This is a genomic window from Flavobacterium sp. ACN2 (genome assembly GCF_002303885.1).
Lineage (GTDB): Bacteria > Bacteroidota > Bacteroidia > Flavobacteriales > Flavobacteriaceae > Flavobacterium.
Map to the genome: position 1 here is coordinate 1 of NZ_MRCM01000028.1, position 21,389 is coordinate 21,389.

Here is a 21,389-nt window from a genome sequence, read left to right on the forward strand (position 1 = left end):
TAAAAGCTGCTTGCAGCGAATAGCCTTAAGGTGGTTATTGCGGCGGGGCTCACCTCTTCCCATCCCGAACAGAGAAGTTAAGCCCGCCTGCGCAGATGGTACTGCAGTTTTGTGGGAGAGTATGTCGCCGCCTTTCTTTTGAAAACCCTATCCAAATCGGATGGGGTTTTCTGTTTTTTATATGTTTTGGGAAAACTGCCTGATGGCTGATAATGGCTGCTTATCAATAGATGGCCGCGTTAGTGATGGGAGCGGCATCCTTTTGCGGGGCACGAAGGGCTTCTTTTTCCCATAAACATCCATCCGCAAAAGATACAGCGGACAGCACGGCCCAGAGGGAAACGCCATAAAAATATCATTGTTTCTTGCTGAAGTTATTCTTTGTGTTTTAATTCGGTTAATATTTATTCGTATAGGCGCTACATCAAATTATTATTGTTAGATCTTTAAAGTTCTTATAGTCTATTAAAAACAACGATTTGTTATTAGGTTTAGCTTTTCTCTTAAATTCGCTTTAAATTTGGTTATTATGAAATAAAAATGGATGGAAAAGCTAATTGAAATTATAAATAGTTTTGAGAAATTAGATTCGGAGACAGAGCTTGCTATTAAAGAAAGTTTTGTCGAAGAAACTTTCAAAAAAGGAGAGTTTATTGTTGAAGAGGGTAAAGTTTGCAATAAAATTTATTTCATTAAATCAGGCGCGATTAGAAGATTTTGTATTGAAGACGGGATAGAAGTTACGAAGTGGATTTATACCGATAATCAATTTGTAACTTCAATGAGTAGTTTTTTTGAACAGAAACCTTCATTTGAAAATTTTCAAACCTGTGAAGAAACATTAGTATATTCATTATCTTATTCGGATGAACAGGCTTTATTGGAATATCCCATATTTATAAAATTTCATATTAAGCAACTTCGATACTACCTTTCAAATATAAATGAGTTTAATCATTTATTCCGTTTAATGACTGCAGAGAAAAAATATTTGTTTCTTTTAGAGTCATTTCCGCAAATTATTAAAAAAGCCAAATTGAAGCACATTGCTTCATTAATTGGTGTAAGTCAGGAAACTTTGAGCAGAATTCGTGCATCAATTATTTGATATTACATCAATAAAAAATATTTAGGGTTTTTCAACTTTTGTAGTTAACTAAAGATTCAAAAATTGAAAGAAACTTTTATTGATAAAAATGCTATTCTAGGTAATAACATTTTCATAGGAAATGGTGTGACTATTGAGAAAGATGTCGTAATTGGAAATAATACGCAGATAGGTAACAATGTAACGATTTTAAGCGGATCAAGAATAGGAGAAAATTGTCAAATCCATTCTAATGCTGTCTTGGGCGGCGTACCTCAGGATTTGAAATTTAAGGGAGAATATACTCTTCTTGAAATTGGAGATAATAATATAATTAGGGAGTTTGTGACTATTAATAGGGGAACAATCTCAAAAGGTAAAACCTGTATTGGTAATTCCAATCTGATTATGTCTAATGCGCATATTGGTCACGATTGTGTAATAGGTAATCATTCTATTATTGGATTTAGTGTCGGAGTGGCTGGTGAAGTAATTGTTCAGGATTGGGTAAATATAAGTGGATTAACTGCTATACATCAATTTTCGGTCATTGGCGAACATGCTATGATTAGTGGTTTAAGCCGAGTAGTTAAAGATGTTCCTCCTTATGTGGTTGCTGCACATGAACCATTGAGGTTTGCGGGGGTAAATTCTGTTGGATTAAAAAGAAGAGGATTTAATTCTCGAAAAATTGACGAGCTTCGATCAATTTATAGAATTATATTTCAAGAGAAGAGAAATACAAAATTTGCTCTGGAAATAATTAATGAAGAATTTGAGCAAACAGTTGAACGAGATACAATTCTAAACTTCGTTCGTCAATCTAAAAGAGGAATTATTAAGGGTTTTGAAATTTAAATATATAAAAATGCTAAATTTATATTTATAAATTAACTCGTTATGACCAAACATAGTACAAACTCTAAAGTTGATTTTTATTTCGAAAAAGCTGAAAAATGGAAAGCCGAAATCGAACAAATGAGAGAAATTGTTTTAGACTGTCATTTGTCTGAAGAATTGAAATGGGGATCTCCTTGTTATACTTTTGAAAAAGCAAATATTGTATTAATTCATTATTTTAAGGAATATTGTGCTTTTCTGTTTTTCAAAGGTGCTTTAATGAAAGATCCTGAGAATATCTTGATCCAGCAATCAGATAATGTACAGGCGGCTCGTCAAGTTCGATTTACGAATGTTCAAGATATTTTAGCTAAAAAAGAAATTCTAAAAAAGTATATTTTTGAAGCGGCCGAAATTGAGAAATCGGGACAAAAAGTAGAAATGAAAAAAGTTTCTGATTTTGAAATTGCAGAAGAACTTCAAAATAAATTTAATTCTGATGCTGATTTAAAAAAAGCTTTTTATGCTTTAACTCCTGGAAGGCAGCGAGCCTATTTACTCCATTTTTCTCAACCTAAGCAATCTAAAACTAGAGAGGCTAGAGTAGAAAAAAATATTCCGCGAATTGTAGACGGAAAAGGATTAAATGATTGAAAAAATAAATAAATAAAAAGAAAAACTCCTTTGTGTAAAAGGAGTTTTTTGTTTTTATAATTCTAAGAGATTTGCTCTGTGATGGTGTTTTTCTTTCGAATAGAAATTAAAGATTGGAAAAGAACGGAAGTCATAACCAAACTTATTCCTATGTAAAAAGAGAAATTGACCGACTGGCCTTCATTAAAAAACAAAAAGGCTAATATTATCGAATAAATTGGCTCTAAGTTGAATGTTAGATTTATGGTAAACGCAGGGATTTTTTTAAGGGATTCTGCAAACATTACATAAAGCGCAACGGTACAGCATGAAGCTAAAATTAGTAAATAGAAAATGTCTTTTAAGTTCGGAATAAAAACCTGGTCTGGAAAATTGTAAAAATAAAACGGAAGAGCAAGCCCTAAAACTAAAGTTCCCCCAAGCATCTGATAAAAATTAATGAGCTTGCTGTCATAAAATTGTACAAGTCTTTCGTTGTAAATAGTGTACAAGGCAGCAAATGCTGATGAAATTACTCCGAGTAAAATTCCAAGCTGATAAGAAGAATCAAAATGAAAAATCAAGCTTATTCCTAATAAGGTTAACATGCTTAATAAAACCTGAGTTAGATTGAATCTTTTTTTATTGAGAATAGGTTCAAAGAAAGCTGTAAAAAAACTGGTAAGACAATAGCAAACAACGCCAATTGATATATTAGAATATTTAATGCTGGCATAAAAGAAAATCCAATGAATGGTAATCAAGATTCCAGCTTTAGAAATTTTTACTGCTTCAGAAAATGAGTTTAGCATTTTAAGATTGTAAATTTTTAAAATGAAAAAGAGAATAATAGAAGCAAATAATACTCTATACCAAACTAAAGTAATTTCGTTAAGAGAAATAAGTTTTCCGAAAACGCCAGTAAAACCAGCAAGTAAAACTGCAGAATGCAGTATCAAATAGGATTTTTTCATAAGAAGTTGTCTATCCTTTTTTTGGAGGATATTTTTTGAATATTAATAATGTGATTGATGTAAAGACACAACTAATCAGACTGAAGATTCAGTCAAGTGTCAATACTAAAGAAGCATTATTAATTTATGGAGGAGGAAGACAACCTTTAAAACTCATGATAAAATTTGATTTTCGGTAAAATTAATAAAAAAGCATTCTTTTAAAAAGTGTAAAAAGTTATTTAAATGTGAAACTTTAAACAATTTAACAGCTGAATTGAATAAATCTGATTTTGATTTGAATATTTATTTGTAGAACTTGCAACGATATCAAATCACCTAAATTATAAGTTTATTACAATCTAATGAGTATAGGCCAGTCAACTACAGCAGTTCTTGAAACTAAACAACATTTTGAAATTTTAGACGGATTAAGGGGCGTCGCAGCTTTTGCTGTTGTTGTTTTTCATTTTATGGAATGGATTTTTACCGATCCAAGTCAGAATTTTATAGGGCACGGATTTTTGGCTGTCGATTTTTTCTTTTGCCTTTCGGGATTTGTAATAGGATATGCTTACGATGATCGTATCGCAAAAATGGGACTTCGTAACTTTTTTATCTCAAGAATAATAAGATTGCATCCTTTAGTTATAGCTGGATCCATATTAGGATTGTTGGCTTTCTTGTTCGATCCGTTTGGCGGACATTTGGAATTATACAGCACAGGAAAAATTATTTTGACATTCATCTGTTCTCTGTTTCTTATTCCGTTTCCCGTTATTGCTGATCGTGGTTTCAATTTATTTAGTTTCAATGCGCCAGCTTGGTCACTGTTTTGGGAATATATGGCTAACATTGTTTATGCATTTGTGCTGTATAGAATTGGCAGAAGCTTTTTATTGCTGTTAACTATATTATCTGCAATTGCTATTTGTTATGTCGGATATAATTCAGGCAATTTATTAGGAGGCTGGAGTGGCCCGACTTTTTGGGATGGATGTGCTAGAATTTCGTATTCTTTTTTGGCTGGATTACTTATTTACCGATCAAATTGGATTATTAAAAACAAACTTGGTTTTGGTGGTTTAACTATTTTATTGCTTTTGGCTTTCATTATGCCATTTTCAGAATATAATTGGATTTCTGAACCATTGGTTGTACTGCTTTATTTTCCGTTACTAATTTCCTTAGGAGCAGGGGCCGTATTAAAACCAGGATTGAAAAAAGCCTGCATCTTTTCTGGAAAAATATCTTATCCGTTATACATGACGCATTATGCGGTTTTATGGATGTTTGGAAATTATTTTACCAACTACAAACCAGATACAACGCAACTGACTTTAATTGTAATAACTTCAGTGATTTTGTTGGTTGGGTTTGCTTATCTAGTAATGGTAATGTATGATATCCCTGTTAGAAATTATTTGAATAATAAAAGAAAGAAAAATATAGTGACAAAGTCTTAAATAAGAGCTTTCGGTATAAGCTCCTAGGTATTTATTTTTTGTATTAAAATATTAAAACTAATATCCTTTGGAAAAACATAGTATATTAGCTTTATAATCCTACAAATGTTTTAGTAACTTAAAATGAATAAACTTGAAAATTAATATTGGAATAAAGTACCTGTTTCTTTTTTTAACCTTGCAGACATTTGGACAAAATGCCTCTTTCAAAATCAAATATTCAGAACAGCTAGCGGTGTTTGTTTTTTTAGAAAATTTATCTGAGTATTATCCAGACAATGTTTTTAAAACAGAGTTTCAAAAATCAAAATACAATATTGAGAAGTATAAAAATTTAATCTCAAAATTTGAGCAATTGTCTATTTCTTATAGTTTTCGATTTGAAGATTTTCCGTACGGATCAAAGAAAACAATGCAAACGCAGGATATTTTGAAAAAGAATTTGATTGAAACGACCAATTTAAATGATTTCAAAATTCGTTCTGCAGGAATGATTCCCAATAAAACGCTGAGCGATTTAGGAGAATGTATTTCAGAATTTACTCCTATTTATAATGAATTGATCTATAATCCGAACAAAGAACAGTTCGAAAAACAGTTAGATGAAATTCAAAAATATTCTAGCGATCACAAGATTGAAAATTATTTTAAGACGGGATTAGTATTTTATAATTCCAGTTGGGATAATTCAATCCCTTTTGAAGCGGCTTTTTATCCTTTACCAAATTCAAAAGGATTTACTGCCTCTGCATTTTGCAATAATTTCGTTAGCGCTATTCAAACCGACTTAAAATCACATAAAGATTTATTTAGTGTAATGATGCATGAAACGTATCATATCATTTACGACGAACAATCCCTTGAAGTAAAAAAAGAAATCGACACTTATTTCAAAACGAATAAATCAAAATGCAGTAATTACGCTTATCAATTATTGAATGAAGTTCTGGCGACAGTATTGGGTAATGGTTATGTTTATGCAGAATTAGAGGGCAAAATAGATTCGGGAGATTGGTATAGTAATAAATACATCAATTTGATGGCAAAGCAAATTTATCCGTTAGCTAAAGAATATATCGATCAAAAGAAACCAATTGATAAGAATTTTATAGATAGTTATATTCAGCTTTACGAAACCAATTTTCCAGATTGGATAAATGAATTGAATAATATCATGACATATCGTTATGTGATTACAGAAAATGAAAAGGATTTTAAGGTCATAAATAAAATGTTCCGTTATCGTTCCAGAACAGAATATGAAGATCAAATTACGGAGAGCAGTATTGAAAAAATGAAGCATACACCGCTGACTAAAATGGTGATTATTTCAAAAGACAGTAAGGAAAAAATTAAACTCCTAAAGAATAAGTTTAAAGAATTGGAGAACTGGAAAGCAAATCCTGATAAAGAATTTGTAGAGAAAATTCTTTTAGATGATAAAAGTCAATTGATAATTGTGAACCAGAAAAAAACGGAATTGGAAACATTAATTAAATCTATAAATGAAAAAAGTAAATAGTTATTTAGTATTAGTTATTTGTATCTGTTTTTCGTCAGCAACCGCCTTTAGTCAAATAACATCACAAAATATTGATGTATTGATGGAATCTGCCTTGGTGAAATTTAAAGTAGCAGGAGCATCAATTGCAGTTGTTAAAGATGGAAAAATAATTCATTTAAAAGGCTACGGAGTTGGTTCGATAGAAACAAAGAAAGCTGTAAATGAAAATACTAATTTTCAAATTGCCTCAAATAGCAAAGCATTTACAACGGCAGCACTTTCTATTTTGGAGGATGAAGGAAAATTAAAATGGACCGATAAGGTAAAAGATTATGCTCCTGAATTTAAAATGTATAATGATTATGTGACGGAGAATTTTAATATACAGGATTTGCTGACTCATCGTAGCGGATTAGGATTGGGAGCAGGTGACTTGATGTTTTTTCCTGACGGTACTAATTTTACCATTAAAGATGTCTTGACAAGTTTTCAGCATTTTAAGCCTGTTTCAGCTTTTCGAACTAAATGGGATTATGATAATTTGCTTTATGTCGTAGCCGGCGAAATAATTGCAAGAGTAAGCGGTATGAGTTATGAGGAATTTGTACAAAAAAGAATCATTGCTCCTTTGCAAATGAACAATACTTTTGTTGGAAGTAGTTTAATAAAAGATACATCTAATTTTGCAGTTTCACATTCGTCTGAATCTGGAACGATAAAGAAAATTGAAGGGTTTAATGATCAAATTAATGCCGCTGCGGGTGGTATGTTTTCTAATGCTCAAGATATGGCGAAATGGATGATAGTCCGTTTGAATAAAGGTCAGTACGGACCAGATTTGAAAACGACGCTTTTTTCCTTAAAGAACCACAATGAAATGTGGAGAATACATACTGTTCAGGAAACAGATCAAAATCCTAGGTACAATTCTCATTTTAATGGTTATGGTTTAGGTTGGCAATTATCAGACGAAAAAGGATATTTAAAAGTATCGCATACTGGAGGTTTGCCTGGAATGCTCTCTATTGTAACCATGTATCCAGATTTAAATTTGGGGATTGTAATTTTAACCAATACTGAAAATGGAGGAGGTGGACTTTTTACAGCAGTTAGCAATACCATTTCTGATAGTTATTTAGGTTTAGATGATTTTGGATGGACCGATAAATTGGTAGAATGGATGAGTGAAGACAGAAATTCGGGTGATGATGTAGCCAAAAAAGTATGGGAAAAAGTAAAGCTGGCAAAAAATGTAAAAATAAAAAATGAAGATTTTATAGGTGTTTATGCTGATAAGTGGTTTGGCGAAATTGAAGTATTTGAAAAAAATAAACAATTATGGTTTAAATCATACCGTTCACCTAAATTAAATGGTCCAATGGCTTTTTATAATGCTAATACATTTGCCATAAAATGGGAATATCAAGCGATGAATTGTGATGCAATGGCAATGTTTTCTCTGGATGAAAATGGCAAAGCTCAATCTATTAAAATGAAAGGCATCTCTCCAAACATTGATTTTAGTTTTGATTTTCAGGACTTAGATTTAGTAAGAGTAAAATAACAATTAGTGTAATAAAAAAACTCCATTAGAAATAATGGAGTTTTTTTATTGGATTTAATAAGGTTGTAATTTAATAAGCTATTGCATTGTTTTACAAATTATCTTTAATTCGTTTTGTTATCTCTTCAATTTTACCCATCCCGTCAAAAGTCAAGACTTTAATTTTTGACTTCATATATTCGATTGCTGGTCTGGTTGAGCTTTCAAAAACTTCGATTCTTTTAATATGAATGTTGGCATCTTTATCGTCTTTTCTGTTAGAAGTTTCGGCTCTTTTTTGTGCTCTTTTTAAAAGTTCTTCCTTTGGAACATCAATATTAATTACTTTTCCAATTTCCAGATTTTTAGATTTAACAAGTTCTAATAAATCATTTACTTGTGGTTCGGTTCTCGGGTAGCCGTCTAAGATAATTCCGTTTGCATTTATGTTTTCATCCAATATTTTACTGAAAAGATCTTTCATTATAGAATCAGGAACCAAATCTCCTTTTTCTTCATATTGAGACATTATTTTTCCAATTTCCGTTTCATTTTGTTTTTCCAAGCGGCATCTGTCTCCGGTTGAAATATGCTCAAATTTAAGTTCGTCTTTTAAAATTTCGCATTGCGTACCTTTTCCAGAATAAGGAGGGCCAGTAATTATTAATATTTCCATTTTAAGTTCTAAAGTTTTTAATTTTTTTTTGATTCTTTAAAGGTACGAATGATTTATTCTAGCCTAACAAGGAATAGTGTGCTTATAAGAAAAAAATATCTTCTTTATAAAATCAGTTAAAAATTTCACTAGCAGAGATATTGATAAACAAATCGTAGGAGAATAGAACAATTCATCTTCTAGAAACGACAATTCGGTCAATAAAAATTGAATCTTCTGCCGAATAAAAATATTTTTACATCAAAATCAAAACAACCATAATCCATAACCATGAAGAAAATTTTAAAATTTATCAAAATCACGTTTATTAGCCTTTTGAGTATTATTTTACTTTTTATTGCCTATTTGTATATCAGCAATAAATTATTTTTAGAATCGAAAGATGATGATAATATAAGTTATTTGTCAAAAAATAAAGTTCAGATTGGGGCTTCTATCGATGAAAAGTTGTTTGATGATGAGTTTTATAAATCACAGGTTTTCTTATTAGGAGAAATTCACGGTTATGCGGATAACCAAAAGATAGATCAGGAAATGCTTTTTTTCTTGAATAAAAAATTAGGAATCAAATATTATATTGCCGAAATGGATAGCTTGACAGCTAAAAAATTGAATGCTTTTTTATTTTTAGAAAAAGAAAAAAATAAAGTGGCTTTGAGAGAAGTTGTTGAATCAATTAAAAAAAGAATTCCGCAACAGTCAAGTCAGGAATTATTTGATAAATGGAGCGCGGTGCATGATTACAATCAAAATTTGGCTGATTCTCTAAAAATTACCGTAATCGGAATTGATAAAAACTTTGATGACGAATCAAAAGGTTCAAGAGACGAAGCAATGGTGAGTAATTTTAAAAATGCAATTCAGAAAATGCATCTTGAAAATGAAAAATTCTATGGGCTTTTTGGATTTTTTCATACACTGCAAAAGAAAACAGAATCGGGCAGAGCAACTTTTGCCGCAGGACTAAAAGATTCGGAAGTAAAAGTGACAAGTTTGGTAAGCTATACAGTTGATAGTGAAATGTATCTTCCTAAAACCCCTCAGTTTCCAACTCCTGAAAATGAAAAAGTAGATTGGATAAATGCTGACGGCCCATTAATGCTCGTAAAAGGAATTAATGATCTAAAAGAACTGAGCAAGCCAGAATCAATCACACTTTTTAAACTTAACGCGAAAAAATCACCGTACTTGAAGTCGCAAAATTTAATAAAAGTTAAATCTAGAGTTTTTGGAGAAAATATTGTGCCTCTAAAAGAGGCTTCTGCGACTGATTATTTTCAATATGTATTCTTGCTGAGAAATTCTAAAGCGCTTACGAAATTGAAATAAAGACTTTAGTATGATTTTAATAAAAAAGCTCCATTAGAAATAATGGAGCTTTTTTTATTATTGAGAAAGGAATGCTATTTATTAAGTATGGATTCTATTGAATTACTAATTTCCTCCAAATTATTTTGTTTGTTATTGGTCATCAGAATAATCGTCAAATTAGGATTACTGATTAATAAAGCCTGATAATTAAAAGCGGCACCATCGTGTATGTGACTCGTTATTTTTCCGTTTTCGATAGTTCCACTACCAAGACCTGTTTGATTGTCTTTAGAAAAAGGTTCAAAAAGTTCATGTGTAGATTGCTTATTAATAATTTTAAAAGAATTAATAGCTTCAGACCATTTATAAAAATCAGTTAGATTTAAAGCAGTCCAACCCGAAATGTTATATTTTAGAAGATCTTGTTTGCCTTCTTTATTAAAAGATTTTGCAAAAAGAGGTTCTTTGTCGTCAGGATCTACAACTGCATTTTTAATTCCGATGGGTTTTAAGATTTTCTTCATCACAAAAGAATTAAAAGTCATGTTGGTAATTTTTTCAATAATACGTCTTTGTAAAAACACATTATTGTTGTTGTAATCGTATTGAGATCCCGGTTCAAATTCTAAATTTAAGGTCTTTTGTAGAAAAGCCATATTGTCTGAATCTTGATTGACTTCATTCCACTTTATTTGAGGAAGTCCGCTGGTGTACTGAAGCAAATGGATAATCTTAATCCTATTAGCCCAAGATGGAAGTTCAGGAAGAAATTTAGAAATCGAGTCGTTAAGTTTTAATTTCCCTTGCTCTTTTAACATCATAATTCCAACAGCGTTAAACTCTTTAGCAATTGAACCAATATGAAAACGGTAATTTTTATTTAATGGTATTGTGTTGCTCGCATCGGCTTGACCGAAAGCCTTTTCGTATATGATCTTCCCTTTACTAGCAACTAAAACATTTCCGTTAAAAGTTTTTGATTGAAGTGCTTTTTGAAATAAAACATCTAGTTCGGTTTCCGGTTTATTTGTTTGAGCGTAAAAATAGTTACACATTGTAAATGCGATAATAAAAGCTGCAATTCTGATTTTTTTAATGACGTTGCTCATTTTGGAAGTTTTGATAAAAGTAAACAAAAACTTCATTAGAAATAATGGAGTTTTTTTATGAAAACATTTTAATTCTGTTGTGTTTTCTGTTTCGAAAATTGTTTTTCTCTCATTTTTTATGGTTTAAAATTTTAAAACTAAAAACAATTAGTATATTTGTAACCAAATAGTATAGACTATACTCTATACTTTGTTGTTTTTTATTGAAAAAAATAAATGTTATGCTTGTAAACGAACTATCAAAAAAGACAGGATTGTCGATTCATACTATTAGATATTACGAGAATTTAGGAATGATCAAAGGATTGGCGGATGAAAAGGTGACATCTAATAACTATAAACATTACGATGCTAATACTATTGAGCGTTTAGAAATTATTATAGAAGCAAGAGAAGTCGGATTTACTTTAGCAGAAATAAAAAAAATATTGATTAGCTGGTTCGAAACGACTGACTCAAAACCCGAAACGCTCGAGCTTTTTCAAGCTAAAATAAAAGAGATTGATGATAAAATGAGATATTTTAAGCAGACTAAGAATCTTCTTGAAAAAGTATGTGAGAAAATACAAAAGCAATAATGGTAGATTGTTAAAGTCTAAAAGCGTAGAAAAACTCCTTAAGAAATTGAGGAGTTTTTTTGTAGTTCTTATTTTAACTATTTAAGAAAAGTTTTATGTGGAATTTAAGAAATTAATAAGAGATTTTGCAAATAGTATTATATTCGCTTTTGAACTCGTAGAATTAAATAGCAGACTAAAATAAACTACAAATAACAACTAGAATTAAAATTACAAAACTAAATTATGCAAGAAGAAATAACCAAGCATTCAAACAAAATTTACAAAGCAGTGAAAAAACCAGAACACACAGTAGGTGAGAAAGTAAAAGAGATCATTATAGAAATATTTATAATCGTTTTTGCTGTGACGCTTTCGATATGGTTGCACAGTTGGAGCGAGCATAGACATCAACAAGAAGAAGTATCTGTGTTTCTGGCTAATTTAAAGAACGATTTAAAGAATGATATAGAAAGTATCGATAGAGAAATACACGCATACCAAAAGACAAACGCAGAATATGAAAAAATTTTGGCATTAACGACTTCTCAACTGGACAGTATTTATAGATCTAAAAGTAAAGTTAATTTCCCAATTCATTCACATGGGCAAACATTGACTATAGGTAATTATGAAAGTTTTAAATCAAGTGGTAAACTTGGCTACATTGAAGACGAAAAATTGAAACAGAAAATCTTAAACTATTATCAAATATTTGTTCCAGCTGCTAATGAAGTGGATAAAATGTATACTGAATTTTTGTTTAAGTGTTTTGATAAAGAAATAGAAAATGCAGATAAGCCAGAAAAAGAATTATATTCAGATCCTAAATATAAAAAGACACTTGAGTATCTTGTTAAGCTGGGTAAAAATAACATAAGGGTTTATAAAGAAAATACAAAACCACTCGCAGTTGAACTTATTAAAGAAATTGATAAAGAGTTAGGTAAGTAAAAAGCGAAATCACATAAAAAAAAACTCCATTAGAAATAATGGAGTTTTTTTTTATGATTTAAAAGGATGTTTTCTTTTATTGTTTTTTCAATTGCGAGTTAAATATAGACAAGATTGTGTTTAGTTAAATTAGAAATCAAGAATGATAAGTAATTGAGAATTAATTATTCGATTGATTGCTTTTTCTTCAATTTCTCAAATGCAATTATGTCCGCTTGTAAAACAAAGGGATTTTCTTTAGAATCAATATCTATCCATTCTAATTTTTCTAATCCTGGAATTTGAACTTTTAAGTCCTCAAGATTGAGAATTTTGGCTGTATAATAAATATTAAGAATCTGTTTGTTGTCTTTTATGCGAGATTCAATAAAGGCCTCCTGCGTGTAAAGATGATCTAATATTTCGATTTTTAAGTTTAATTCTTCTTCAAATTCTCTATGAAGGCATTCAATTGTTCCTTCTCCAAATTCAAGGCCTCCTCCTGGTAATTTGCATATTTGTGTTCCAGCATATCTTTCATGCAGTGCTAAAATTTTATTGTCATTTATACAAAAAGCATAAACTCTAACATTGAAGCCTATCAGTTCGCTCATAATTTTAAATTTTTGATGTTCTTGAAAAAAAATGAAAGAAGGGTAAAAAAAAACTCCTTAATTTCTTAAGGAGTTTCTCGGTGGGCGATGAGGGGTTCGAACCCCCGACCCCCTCGGTGTAAACGAGGTGCTCTGAACCAGCTGAGCTAATCGCCCTATTTTACTAGGTTGCTATCGTTTGTGATTGCGAGTGCAAATATACGTTTGTTTTTGAGTTCTGCAAACAATTTCTAACTTTTATGAATTTTTAAATATTCTTTTCAGTCCTCTTATTTAAAACAAAACTCCTTAATTTCTTAAGGAGTTTCTTGGTGGGCGATGAGGGGTTCGAACCCCCGACCCCCTCGGTGTAAACGAGGTGCTCTGAACCAGCTGAGCTAATCGCCCTATTTTACTAGGTTGCTATCGTTTGTGATTGCGAGTGCAAATATACGCTTGTTTTCGAGTCCTGCAAAGAAAAAAGAATAAAAAATAAAACTTTTTTAAAAATAACTCATATCTATTTGTTTATGAATTTGTTATTAAAATGAATTTTTTAAAGTTTTTTCGAGATCAAAAGTATATTTTAGTTCAAAGGCAATTCGGCAACAACAAAAGTACTTCCGCCAACGTAAATAAAATCATTTTCTAAAGCATTTTTCTTCGCTTCCGCGAAAGCGATGGCAACAGAATCGTATTTTTCTCCAATCAAATCATGTTTTTTTGCTTCGCTTTGTAAGGTTTCAGCTGGCAAAGCCCGTGACGAATCTGGATTGCAGAAATAATATATAGCTTCTTTTGGAAAAAGCGGCAAAATAGAATCCAAATCTTTATCATTTACAACTCCTAAAACAATATGAAGTTTCTCGTATTTTTCATTCTTCAGCTGATTTATTACAACCGTTAACCCGTGTTTGTTGTGAGCCGTGTCGCAAATAATTTTTGGGTTTTCTCCCAATTGCTGCCATCTTCCTTGCAAACCCGTATTTTTTACAACATGCAATAAACCTTCTTTCAACTGTTCGATCGAAATTTTAAAATCGGTTTCATTATTCAAAATCGAGATCGTCTGCTGAACCGTTTTTTTATTATGAAACTGATAATCTCCAATTAAGTCCGATAAATAAATCTGATCAATTAAATCTGAAGCAAAAGAAATCGGTGCGTTGTTTTCTTCGGCTTTAGCCAAAAATACTGGTTTAGTTTCATCGGTATATTCGCCAATAACAACAGGAATATTCGGTTTTATAATTCCCGCTTTTTCTCCAGCAATGGCTTCCAATGTATTTCCTAAAAACTGAGTATGATCTAAACCAATATTGGTAATTACCGAAACCAAAGGCGTAATAATATTAGTAGCATCCAATCTTCCGCCCAAACCAACTTCGATAATCGCAATATCTACTTTTTCTGCAGCAAAATAATCAAAAGCCAAACCGACCGACATTTCGAAGAAACTCATATCATTTGCTTCAAAAAAATCTTTGTGTTTTGCGATAAATTCAATCACGAATTCTTCTGAGATTTCTCTACCGTTTATTTTTATTCTTTCCCTAAAATCTTTCAAGTGCGGAGAAGTATATAATCCGACTTTATAACCTGCTTCTTGTAAAACAGACGAAAGCATATGTGAGGTAGAACCTTTTCCGTTTGTCCCCGCAACGTGAATACATTTTAGCTCGTTTTGCGGATTATCAAGATGAGCCGCCAACAATTTGATATTCGTTAAATCTTCTTTATACGCCGAAGCACCTTGCAATTGGTACATTGGAAGTTGATTAAACATCCAATTGGTGGTCTCTTGATAGTTCATTTGTTTAGATAAAATGGTTGTTGATTGAAATAAATTTCGATTTTTGTAGTTTAATATTACAGCGAAAATTATCTTTATTGCAAATTTCAAATATTTTTTAGAATTAATTATTAAAAACCAGAATTAATATATGTTTAGTTTTATTCAGTTACAAACAGATACAATCGCAAATGCTTCAAATGTAGTGATCGAGAAGATTGCAGCGCCGCAAAATGAAATTTCAATGTTTGGTTTCATCATGAAAGGGGGAGTGTTTCTAATTCCGATTGCGATTTTATTGTTTTACACTATTTACTTGATTTTTGAACGTTATATGTACATAAGCCGAGCATCTAAAATTGATAGCAGATTAATGCAAGATATTGGCGAGAAATTACATTCTGGAAATATTGAATTAGCAAGAACAATTGTAGAAAGAAATAATACTGCGGCCGGAAATATTTTAAAAGAAGGTGTTTTGGTAATCGGAAGACCAATTTCAGAAATTGAAGCCAACATGGATCGTGCTGCCGATATCGAAATTGGCGAAATGGAAAGACATTTAGGTCATCTTGGACTTATTGCTGGTATTGCACCAACGTTAGGTTTCATCGGAACGATTTCTGGGGTTATTAAAATTTTCTATAGCATTTCGGTTACAGAAAACATTAGCATCGGAAACATTTCTGGAGGTTTATACGAAAAAATGATCAGTTCTGGTTCTGGATTAATTGTGGGTATTATTGCGTATAGCGCTTACCACTTGTTGAACGGAAAGATTGATAATTTTGCTTTAAAAATTCAGAAACAGATTTTAGAATTTGTCAATATAATTCAAAGAGCATAAGTCATGTCTATTAAAAGAAAAAGAAGATTTCACGCCGAAGTTGCAACTTCATCTTTGAGCGATATCATGTTTTTCCTGCTGTTGTTTTTCTTAATTATCTCAACACTGGCAAATCCGAATGTGATTAAGATGACATTGCCAAAAGCTAAAGCGAATGAAAAGACCAATAAACAATTAATTAGTTTATCGGTTACCGAAGATAAAAAGTTCTACATTGACAAACAGGAAGTAGATTTTGAAAATCTAGAAACGAGTTTAATGTCAAAAATAGGAACAGATAAAGAACAAACTGTTGTGGTTCGAATTCCGTTTAACCTACAAGTTCAAGACTTAGTAGATGTTTTACAGATAGGAGTAAAGAACAATCTGAAGTTTGTAATTGCAACAAGTCCGAAATAGATTTAATATTAGGGCGTGACAATAAAAAAATGGGCCAATCAACGTTACGCTGATTGGCCCATTTTTTTATTCGAACAAAAAGAAAACAACATAATCTTGTCATTTCAACGAAGGAGAAATCTTCGCAAGTAACTCCGCAACGAGAATCCAATCTTTGTATAGCTTCTCACGAAGATTTCTCCTTCGTCGAAATGACAAACTGGACGGAAACAAAAAGGCTTTCAGAATTTCTGAAAGCCTTTTTTATGTTGTTTTAAGTTTTTAATCCAAACTAAAATTATAAATAATTTTCCCAACCTGTTTTGCAGGAGCATCACTATCAGATTCCCATTTGGTATTCATTGCTGCAATTCTTGCTTGATCTAATAAACATTTTGCAGTATTGGTTGTTCCTTTAATTCCTGCAGTCGCACTTATTGTTTTACCGTTTTGGTCAACGCTTACTTCAACAACGACTTTTCCTTCTTCGTTGCAAGTATATTTTGGTGCAGGTTTAGAAAGGGCTTTTCTGTTTCCTAAAGAATATCCAGATCCTCCACCAGAACCGCCGCCACTTCCAGCTCCGTAACCGCTTCCTGTGCCAATACCATTTCCAGTTCCGTTACCGCCTCCAGTTCCTCCGCCAGAGCCACCAGATCCGTAATATCCGTTAGAGTTTAAACTTCCGTTCGCTTTTCCTTTATTTCCAGCTGCTTTATCGTCTCCATCGCCACCTTTATTAGAACCTTTCATAATGCTGGCTAAAGCATCATTTGTTGAGTTAGAAACTTTTGGTTTTTCTGGTACAGGTTTTTGTATTGGTTTTTCAACAGGAACAGGTTTTTTCGGCTTCTCTTTGGTCGGAATAACAACATCATTATCAGCAGTTGTATTTTCTTGACTAATTATAGCTTCTTCTTCAGGAGTTGCTTTTGGAGGTGCTTGTTTTACATTGTTTTTTACATCCAGAACTTCGCTTTTATAATTGGCACCAGAGCCTAAATTGCTGTCTCCGAAATTTACAGTTACGCCACCGCCACCTCCGCCGCCATCAGCAAGAGCTACATTGTTTTCTGGATTATAAGGAGGCCAGAAACGTATAAAAAGCAACAATAGAATTATCGCTGCATATATAGCTGTTGTGAATAGCAATGATTTCTTTTGATCTGAAGAAATTGAGGAACTCATTTAGATTCTGAATTTTGAAATGTATTATTTTAAAAACGTTTAAAAGTAGTAAAAATTGTTTAGAATGAAAGAGAGAATTTAACCGCAAAGTTCGCAAAGGTTTACGCAAGGTTCGCAAAGCGATTTGTTTTTAAATCTCGCAAAGTCGCGAAGTCGCAAAGTTTTTCTTTTTTTAGTTTTTTTGTGACTTCGCGACTTTGCGAGAAATAACCTAACGTTCTTTGCGTAAACCTTTGCGAACTTTGCGGTTAAAAAAAACGAGCCAATAATAATGCGGCTCGTTTAGATTGAGATATAAATCAATTTACACTAACTGTTTCAATGCAATTTCAAAAGCAGTTGCGCTGATATTTGTTTTTGATTGACTTAAAGCATGAGCTTTTACAATCGCATTTTTAATTGTGTCTGAAGTATCGTTAAAAATAGCCTCATCTGTCATTTGAACTTTTTTCTCCATGAAATAAGCAAAAACTCGTGCCATTCCACAGTTTGAAATAAAGTCTGGAATTAAACTTACCTTACGGTCAACTTCTTCCATAATAGAACCAAAGAAAATTTCCTTGTCAGCAAAAGGAACATTCGCACCGCAAGAAATAACTTCCAATCCATTTGCAATTAAACTATCAATTTGCGCTTGAGTTACCAATCTAGATGCAGCACATGGAGTGAAAATCTCTGCGCCGATTGTCCAGATTTTAGAATTGATTTCATCAAACGGGATCATATTATCCGCAACCAATTTATTTCCGTCTTTATTTAAAAACAACGTTCTAATTTCTTCAAAAGAGAAACCTTCTTCTTTTATTAATCCACCGTCGCGATCGATGATTCCGATAACTTTTGCGCCCATTTCGGCTAAATAAAAAGCAGCTGCAGAACCTACGTTTCCAAAACCTTGTACGATTGCTTTTTTACCTTTTATGTCTCCGCCATAAGTTGCGTAAAAATGACGAACCGCTTCGGCAACGCCATAACCCGTAATCATATCGGCAACTGTATATTTTCTAGTTACGTCTGGAGAGAATTTAGGGTTTTCGATAACCTTAATTACACCCTGACGCAATTGACCAATTCTATTGATTTTATCAGCTTCTGTTGGTTTAAAGTGCCCGTTGAAAACACCTTCCTGTGGATGCCAAACACCACATTCTTCTGTCATTGGAATAACTTCATGAATCTCATCAACATTCAAATCTCCTCCAGTTCCATAATAGCTTTTCAATAACGGAGAAACGGCTTTGTACCAACGTTGCAAAACACCTTTTTTGCGAGGATCGTTTGGGTCAAAGTTAATTCCAGATTTAGCTCCTCCAATTGCAGGACCAGAAACTGAGAATTTAACTTCCATAGTTTTTGCCAATGACAAAACTTCGTTCATGTCTAAGCCTTTTCTCATTCTTGTTCCTCCACCCGCAGCTCCTCCACGAAGTGAATTAATTACAGTCCACCCTTCGGCTTCTGTTTCAGAATCTTTCCAATTGAAAACAATTTCAGGTGCTTTGTTTTCAAATTGTTGTAATAAATCTTTCATTTTGTTGTGATATGTTTATTTTGCGTAAATGTATAAAATAGAATAATGCGAATAATGTATTTTGCAGCAAATTTAGCAAACAAAAAAGAAAAGCCGAAAACTATTAGGTTTTCGGCTTTTTGAATATTTAGAAAATTAAGAACTATTGTCCTAATAAGTGTTTTTTCAAAGTTTCGTCAACTGGTTTGTCAGAAAGCCAGATTCCGAATAATGCTTTTTTGAAATCAAATCCAGGAATTTTTCCTTTCAAAACTTCATTTTTAGAAACGTAAACATTTTGATCAAACGGGTTGTAAGCTAGAACAAACACATCTTTTTCTGTAATTACGTCACTTAGAAAACTTTTTAGCTGTTCAATTCTAGGACGTAGTTGTTCAAGATTTGCTCCAGCAGATTTTTCAAAACCTGTGTTCATTGCTTTTGTCAGTTTGTTTGAAGAAACCATAGAAGAAGTAATTTCGATTCTAACAGCCATTTCAGTATCACTATCAATAATGAATTGCGGATCTTGAGCTAATTGAGATAAATACAATGCCTGAACATATACTTCCAGCCACATTTTTGATCTTCCGCCGGCTCCGTTTAACTGTAATGACTTGCCTTGAAATTCTATTTTTCTAGGAACTGTCACACCGTTAACTTCGATTTGAGTTTGTGCTGAAACAGTAGAAAATGGTAAGCTTAAAAGGACTATCAGTAAAAGTAAAATCTTTTTCATATTCTATCAATTTTTTATTTTTAAGGCAAAAATAATAGTAATTTATTAATATTTGGTTCATTTTTAGAATGTTTTTTTTTTGTAAAATATACATTTAATTTTTCTATTGCATTAAAAATCAAATTAGTAAGACTAGTTTTACGTAGATTTACGCGTTTTAAGAATTGTTTAAGGATTGACTGATATAAATGCTTCAAAAATGTTCGTTTTTTTATGCTTTAAAAAGAAAAATTGGCTTTTAAATTTTAAAAGAATTGTTGCGAGATTAATGCTGATTTGAAGAAAAAGCTAAATAATCACGAAAACGTTATCGTAATCTTTGCTGATCTATTAATTTTATATGCGCGCATTGTAATTACACTTTTAAAAAGTATCTTTGGAAGCCTTTGAACTGAAAAGTTTTAGGAGCTGAAAAAAAACAAAAACATAAAAAAACCATCAACTAAAAATTTCTTTTTTGAAATTTGGTTGAAAAAACTTTAAAGAATACTACTATGGATTTTAATCTTACCGAAGAACATTTAATGATTCAGCAGGCAGCAAGAGATTTTGCTCAAAATGAATTATTGCCGGGAGTTATTGAACGTGACGAACACCAGACTTTTCCAACGGAGCAAATCAAAAAAATGGGTGAGCTTGGATTTATGGGAATGATGGTTGATCCTAAATATGGAGGAAGCGGCTTAGACGCTATTTCTTATGTTATTGCAATGGAAGAAATTTCTAAAGTAGACGCTTCTGCATCTGTTGTAATGTCTGTAAACAATTCATTAGTTTGTTGGGGATTACAAGAATATGGTACTGAAGAGCAAAAACAAAAATACCTTCCAGGTTTGGCTTCTGGAGAAATTCACGGAGCTTTTTGCTTAAGTGAACCTGAAGCAGGAAGTGATGCAACTTCTCAAAAAACAACTGCGGTTGATATGGGAGATCATTATTTGGTTAATGGTACAAAAAACTGGATCACAAACGGAAATACCGCATCTGTGTATTTAGTAATTGCACAAACGCATCCAGAATTAAAGCACAAAGGAATCAATGCTTTGATTATGACGAAAGATATGCCAGGTTTTTCAGTTGGTCCGAAAGAACAGAAAATGGGAATCCGTGGTTCTGATACACATTCATTAATGTTTTCTGATGTTAAAGTTCCAAAAGAAAACAGAATTGGTGAAGATGGTTTCGGATTTAAATTTGCAATGAAAACTCTTGCGGGCGGTAGAATTGGAATCGCTTCTCAAGCATTAGGAATTGCTTCTGGAGCTTATGAATTGGCTTTAAAATATTCTAAAGAACGTAAAGCTTTTGGAACCGAAATTTGCAACCATCAGGCAATTGCTTTTAAATTGGCAGATATGGCAGTAAATATTGAAGCAGCGCGCCATTTGTGTATGAAAGCAGCTTGGGATAAAGACAATAATAAAAATTACGACGTGAGTGGTGCAATGGCAAAATTATTTGCTTCGCAAGTTGCAATGGATACTTCAGTGGAAGCTGTTCAAATTCACGGAGGAAACGGGTATGTAAAAGAATATCATGTAGAGCGTTTTATGCGTGATGCTAAAATTACTCAGATTTACGAAGGAACTTCTGAAATTCAGAAAATCGTAATTTCTAGAGCAGTTATTGCTGGATAAAGAATGTTAAGAATATATTTTAAACCCTTTCGGCTTTTAGTTGAAAGGGTTTTTTTATGAATATTCTATTACTTTTCATAAGTTTATAGTCCA

The 21,389-nt window shown here is 32.1% G+C and carries 20 protein-coding genes, 2 tRNA genes and 1 rRNA gene; 13 read left to right on the forward strand and 10 right to left on the reverse strand.

Annotated features, from left to right (window positions below; translation table 11 throughout):
* The first annotated feature begins 26 nt into the window (after positions 1-26).
* The 4 genes from rrf (at position 27) to BSF41_RS22885 (ending at position 2,581) form a co-directional block, all read left to right on the forward strand.
* Positions 27-136 (forward strand): 5S ribosomal RNA (gene rrf, locus BSF41_RS22870).
* 408 nt (positions 137-544) lie between these two features.
* Entirely contained in the window at positions 545-1,108 is a 564-nt protein-coding gene (locus tag BSF41_RS22875; RefSeq protein ID WP_095931793.1) for a Crp/Fnr family transcriptional regulator, read from the forward strand.
* Positions 1,109-1,171: 63 nt separating this feature from the next.
* Positions 1,172-1,945 (forward strand): acyl-ACP--UDP-N-acetylglucosamine O-acyltransferase, encoded by a 774-nt coding sequence (gene lpxA, locus BSF41_RS22880; RefSeq protein ID WP_095931794.1) that lies wholly within the window; start codon positions 1,172-1,174, stop codon positions 1,943-1,945.
* A gap of 42 nt (positions 1,946-1,987) precedes the next feature.
* Positions 1,988-2,581, forward strand: a complete 594-nt coding sequence (locus BSF41_RS22885) for a YdeI family protein (protein ID WP_095931795.1) — start codon at positions 1,988-1,990, stop codon at positions 2,579-2,581.
* 62 nt (positions 2,582-2,643) lie between these two features.
* Here BSF41_RS22885 and BSF41_RS22890 read toward each other — a convergent pair whose 3' ends face one another.
* Positions 2,644-3,534: a DMT family transporter gene (locus BSF41_RS22890; RefSeq protein ID WP_095931796.1), complete on the reverse strand. Its 891-nt coding sequence runs from the start codon at positions 3,532-3,534 to the stop codon at positions 2,644-2,646.
* Between the two features lie 344 nt (positions 3,535-3,878).
* On the opposite strand from BSF41_RS22890, the gene BSF41_RS22895 reads away from it, so the two are divergent.
* The 3 genes from BSF41_RS22895 to BSF41_RS22905 all read left to right on the forward strand — a co-directional run bounded on the left by BSF41_RS22895 (position 3,879) and on the right by BSF41_RS22905 (position 8,047).
* Positions 3,879-4,979: an acyltransferase gene (locus tag BSF41_RS22895; RefSeq protein WP_095931797.1), complete on the forward strand. Its 1,101-nt coding sequence runs from the start codon at positions 3,879-3,881 to the stop codon at positions 4,977-4,979.
* 133 nt (positions 4,980-5,112) lie between these two features.
* The gene (locus BSF41_RS22900) at positions 5,113-6,501 is read left to right on the forward strand and encodes a hypothetical protein (protein WP_253251881.1); all 1,389 of its coding nucleotides are present in this window, start codon (positions 5,113-5,115) and stop codon (positions 6,499-6,501) included.
* Positions 6,485-8,047, forward strand: a complete 1,563-nt coding sequence (locus BSF41_RS22905) for a serine hydrolase (protein WP_095931798.1) — start codon at positions 6,485-6,487, stop codon at positions 8,045-8,047. Before BSF41_RS22900 ends, BSF41_RS22905 begins: the two co-directional genes overlap by 17 nt.
* 91 nt (positions 8,048-8,138) lie before the next feature.
* Here BSF41_RS22905 and BSF41_RS22910 read toward each other — a convergent pair whose 3' ends face one another.
* Positions 8,139-8,702, reverse strand: coding sequence for a nucleoside monophosphate kinase (locus BSF41_RS22910; protein WP_095931799.1), 564 nt, complete (start codon positions 8,700-8,702; stop codon positions 8,139-8,141).
* Between the two features lie 270 nt (positions 8,703-8,972).
* On the opposite strand from BSF41_RS22910, the gene BSF41_RS22915 reads away from it, so the two are divergent.
* Complete coding sequence (locus tag BSF41_RS22915; RefSeq protein ID WP_095931800.1) at positions 8,973-10,031, forward strand: hypothetical protein; 1,059 nt, start codon at positions 8,973-8,975, stop codon at positions 10,029-10,031.
* Positions 10,032-10,105: 74 nt separating this feature from the next.
* Here BSF41_RS22915 and BSF41_RS22920 read toward each other — a convergent pair whose 3' ends face one another.
* A complete protein-coding gene (locus BSF41_RS22920; RefSeq protein ID WP_172426965.1) occupies positions 10,106-11,122 on the reverse strand; it encodes a serine hydrolase in 1,017 nt (338 codons plus the stop codon).
* A 221-nt stretch (positions 11,123-11,343) separates the two neighbouring features.
* Between BSF41_RS22920 and BSF41_RS22925 the strand changes: the two genes are divergently transcribed.
* Together BSF41_RS22925 and BSF41_RS22930 are read left to right on the forward strand one after the other, a co-directional pair.
* Positions 11,344-11,700, forward strand: a complete 357-nt coding sequence (locus BSF41_RS22925) for a MerR family transcriptional regulator (protein WP_095931802.1) — start codon at positions 11,344-11,346, stop codon at positions 11,698-11,700.
* 225 nt (positions 11,701-11,925) lie between these two features.
* Complete coding sequence (locus tag BSF41_RS22930; protein ID WP_095931803.1) at positions 11,926-12,633, forward strand: DUF6090 family protein; 708 nt, start codon at positions 11,926-11,928, stop codon at positions 12,631-12,633.
* A 164-nt stretch (positions 12,634-12,797) separates the two neighbouring features.
* Here the strand turns inward: BSF41_RS22930 and BSF41_RS22935 are convergent, their stop codons facing one another.
* The 4 genes from BSF41_RS22935 to BSF41_RS22950 form a co-directional block, all read right to left on the reverse strand.
* Positions 12,798-13,226, reverse strand: coding sequence for an NUDIX domain-containing protein (locus BSF41_RS22935; RefSeq protein WP_095931804.1), 429 nt, complete (start codon positions 13,224-13,226; stop codon positions 12,798-12,800).
* A gap of 81 nt (positions 13,227-13,307) precedes the next feature.
* Positions 13,308-13,382 (reverse strand) — tRNA-Val (locus BSF41_RS22940).
* Between the two features lie 153 nt (positions 13,383-13,535).
* Positions 13,536-13,613 (reverse strand) — tRNA-Val (locus tag BSF41_RS22945).
* A gap of 178 nt (positions 13,614-13,791) precedes the next feature.
* Positions 13,792-15,018, reverse strand: a complete 1,227-nt coding sequence (locus BSF41_RS22950) for a folylpolyglutamate synthase/dihydrofolate synthase family protein (protein WP_095931818.1) — start codon at positions 15,016-15,018, stop codon at positions 13,792-13,794.
* Between the two features lie 130 nt (positions 15,019-15,148).
* On the opposite strand from BSF41_RS22950, the gene BSF41_RS22955 reads away from it, so the two are divergent.
* Together BSF41_RS22955 and BSF41_RS22960 are read left to right on the forward strand one after the other, a co-directional pair.
* Entirely contained in the window at positions 15,149-15,844 is a 696-nt protein-coding gene (locus tag BSF41_RS22955) for a MotA/TolQ/ExbB proton channel family protein (protein WP_095931805.1), read from the forward strand.
* 3 nt (positions 15,845-15,847) lie between these two features.
* The gene (locus tag BSF41_RS22960; protein WP_008464192.1) at positions 15,848-16,243 is read left to right on the forward strand and encodes a biopolymer transporter ExbD; all 396 of its coding nucleotides are present in this window, start codon (positions 15,848-15,850) and stop codon (positions 16,241-16,243) included.
* Between the two features lie 261 nt (positions 16,244-16,504).
* Here the strand turns inward: BSF41_RS22960 and BSF41_RS22965 are convergent, their stop codons facing one another.
* The 3 genes from BSF41_RS22965 to BSF41_RS22975 form a co-directional block, all read right to left on the reverse strand.
* Complete coding sequence (locus BSF41_RS22965; protein ID WP_095931806.1) at positions 16,505-17,410, reverse strand: energy transducer TonB; 906 nt, start codon at positions 17,408-17,410, stop codon at positions 16,505-16,507.
* Between the two features lie 304 nt (positions 17,411-17,714).
* Positions 17,715-18,941, reverse strand: coding sequence for a Glu/Leu/Phe/Val dehydrogenase dimerization domain-containing protein (locus tag BSF41_RS22970; RefSeq protein WP_095931807.1), 1,227 nt, complete (start codon positions 18,939-18,941; stop codon positions 17,715-17,717).
* Between the two features lie 142 nt (positions 18,942-19,083).
* The gene (locus tag BSF41_RS22975) at positions 19,084-19,659 is read right to left on the reverse strand and encodes a chalcone isomerase family protein (protein ID WP_095931808.1); all 576 of its coding nucleotides are present in this window, start codon (positions 19,657-19,659) and stop codon (positions 19,084-19,086) included.
* 494 nt (positions 19,660-20,153) lie between these two features.
* Between BSF41_RS22975 and BSF41_RS22980 the strand changes: the two genes are divergently transcribed.
* Positions 20,154-21,296, forward strand: a complete 1,143-nt coding sequence (locus BSF41_RS22980) for an acyl-CoA dehydrogenase (RefSeq protein WP_095931809.1) — start codon at positions 20,154-20,156, stop codon at positions 21,294-21,296.
* Positions 21,297-21,389 lie beyond the last annotated feature (93 nt).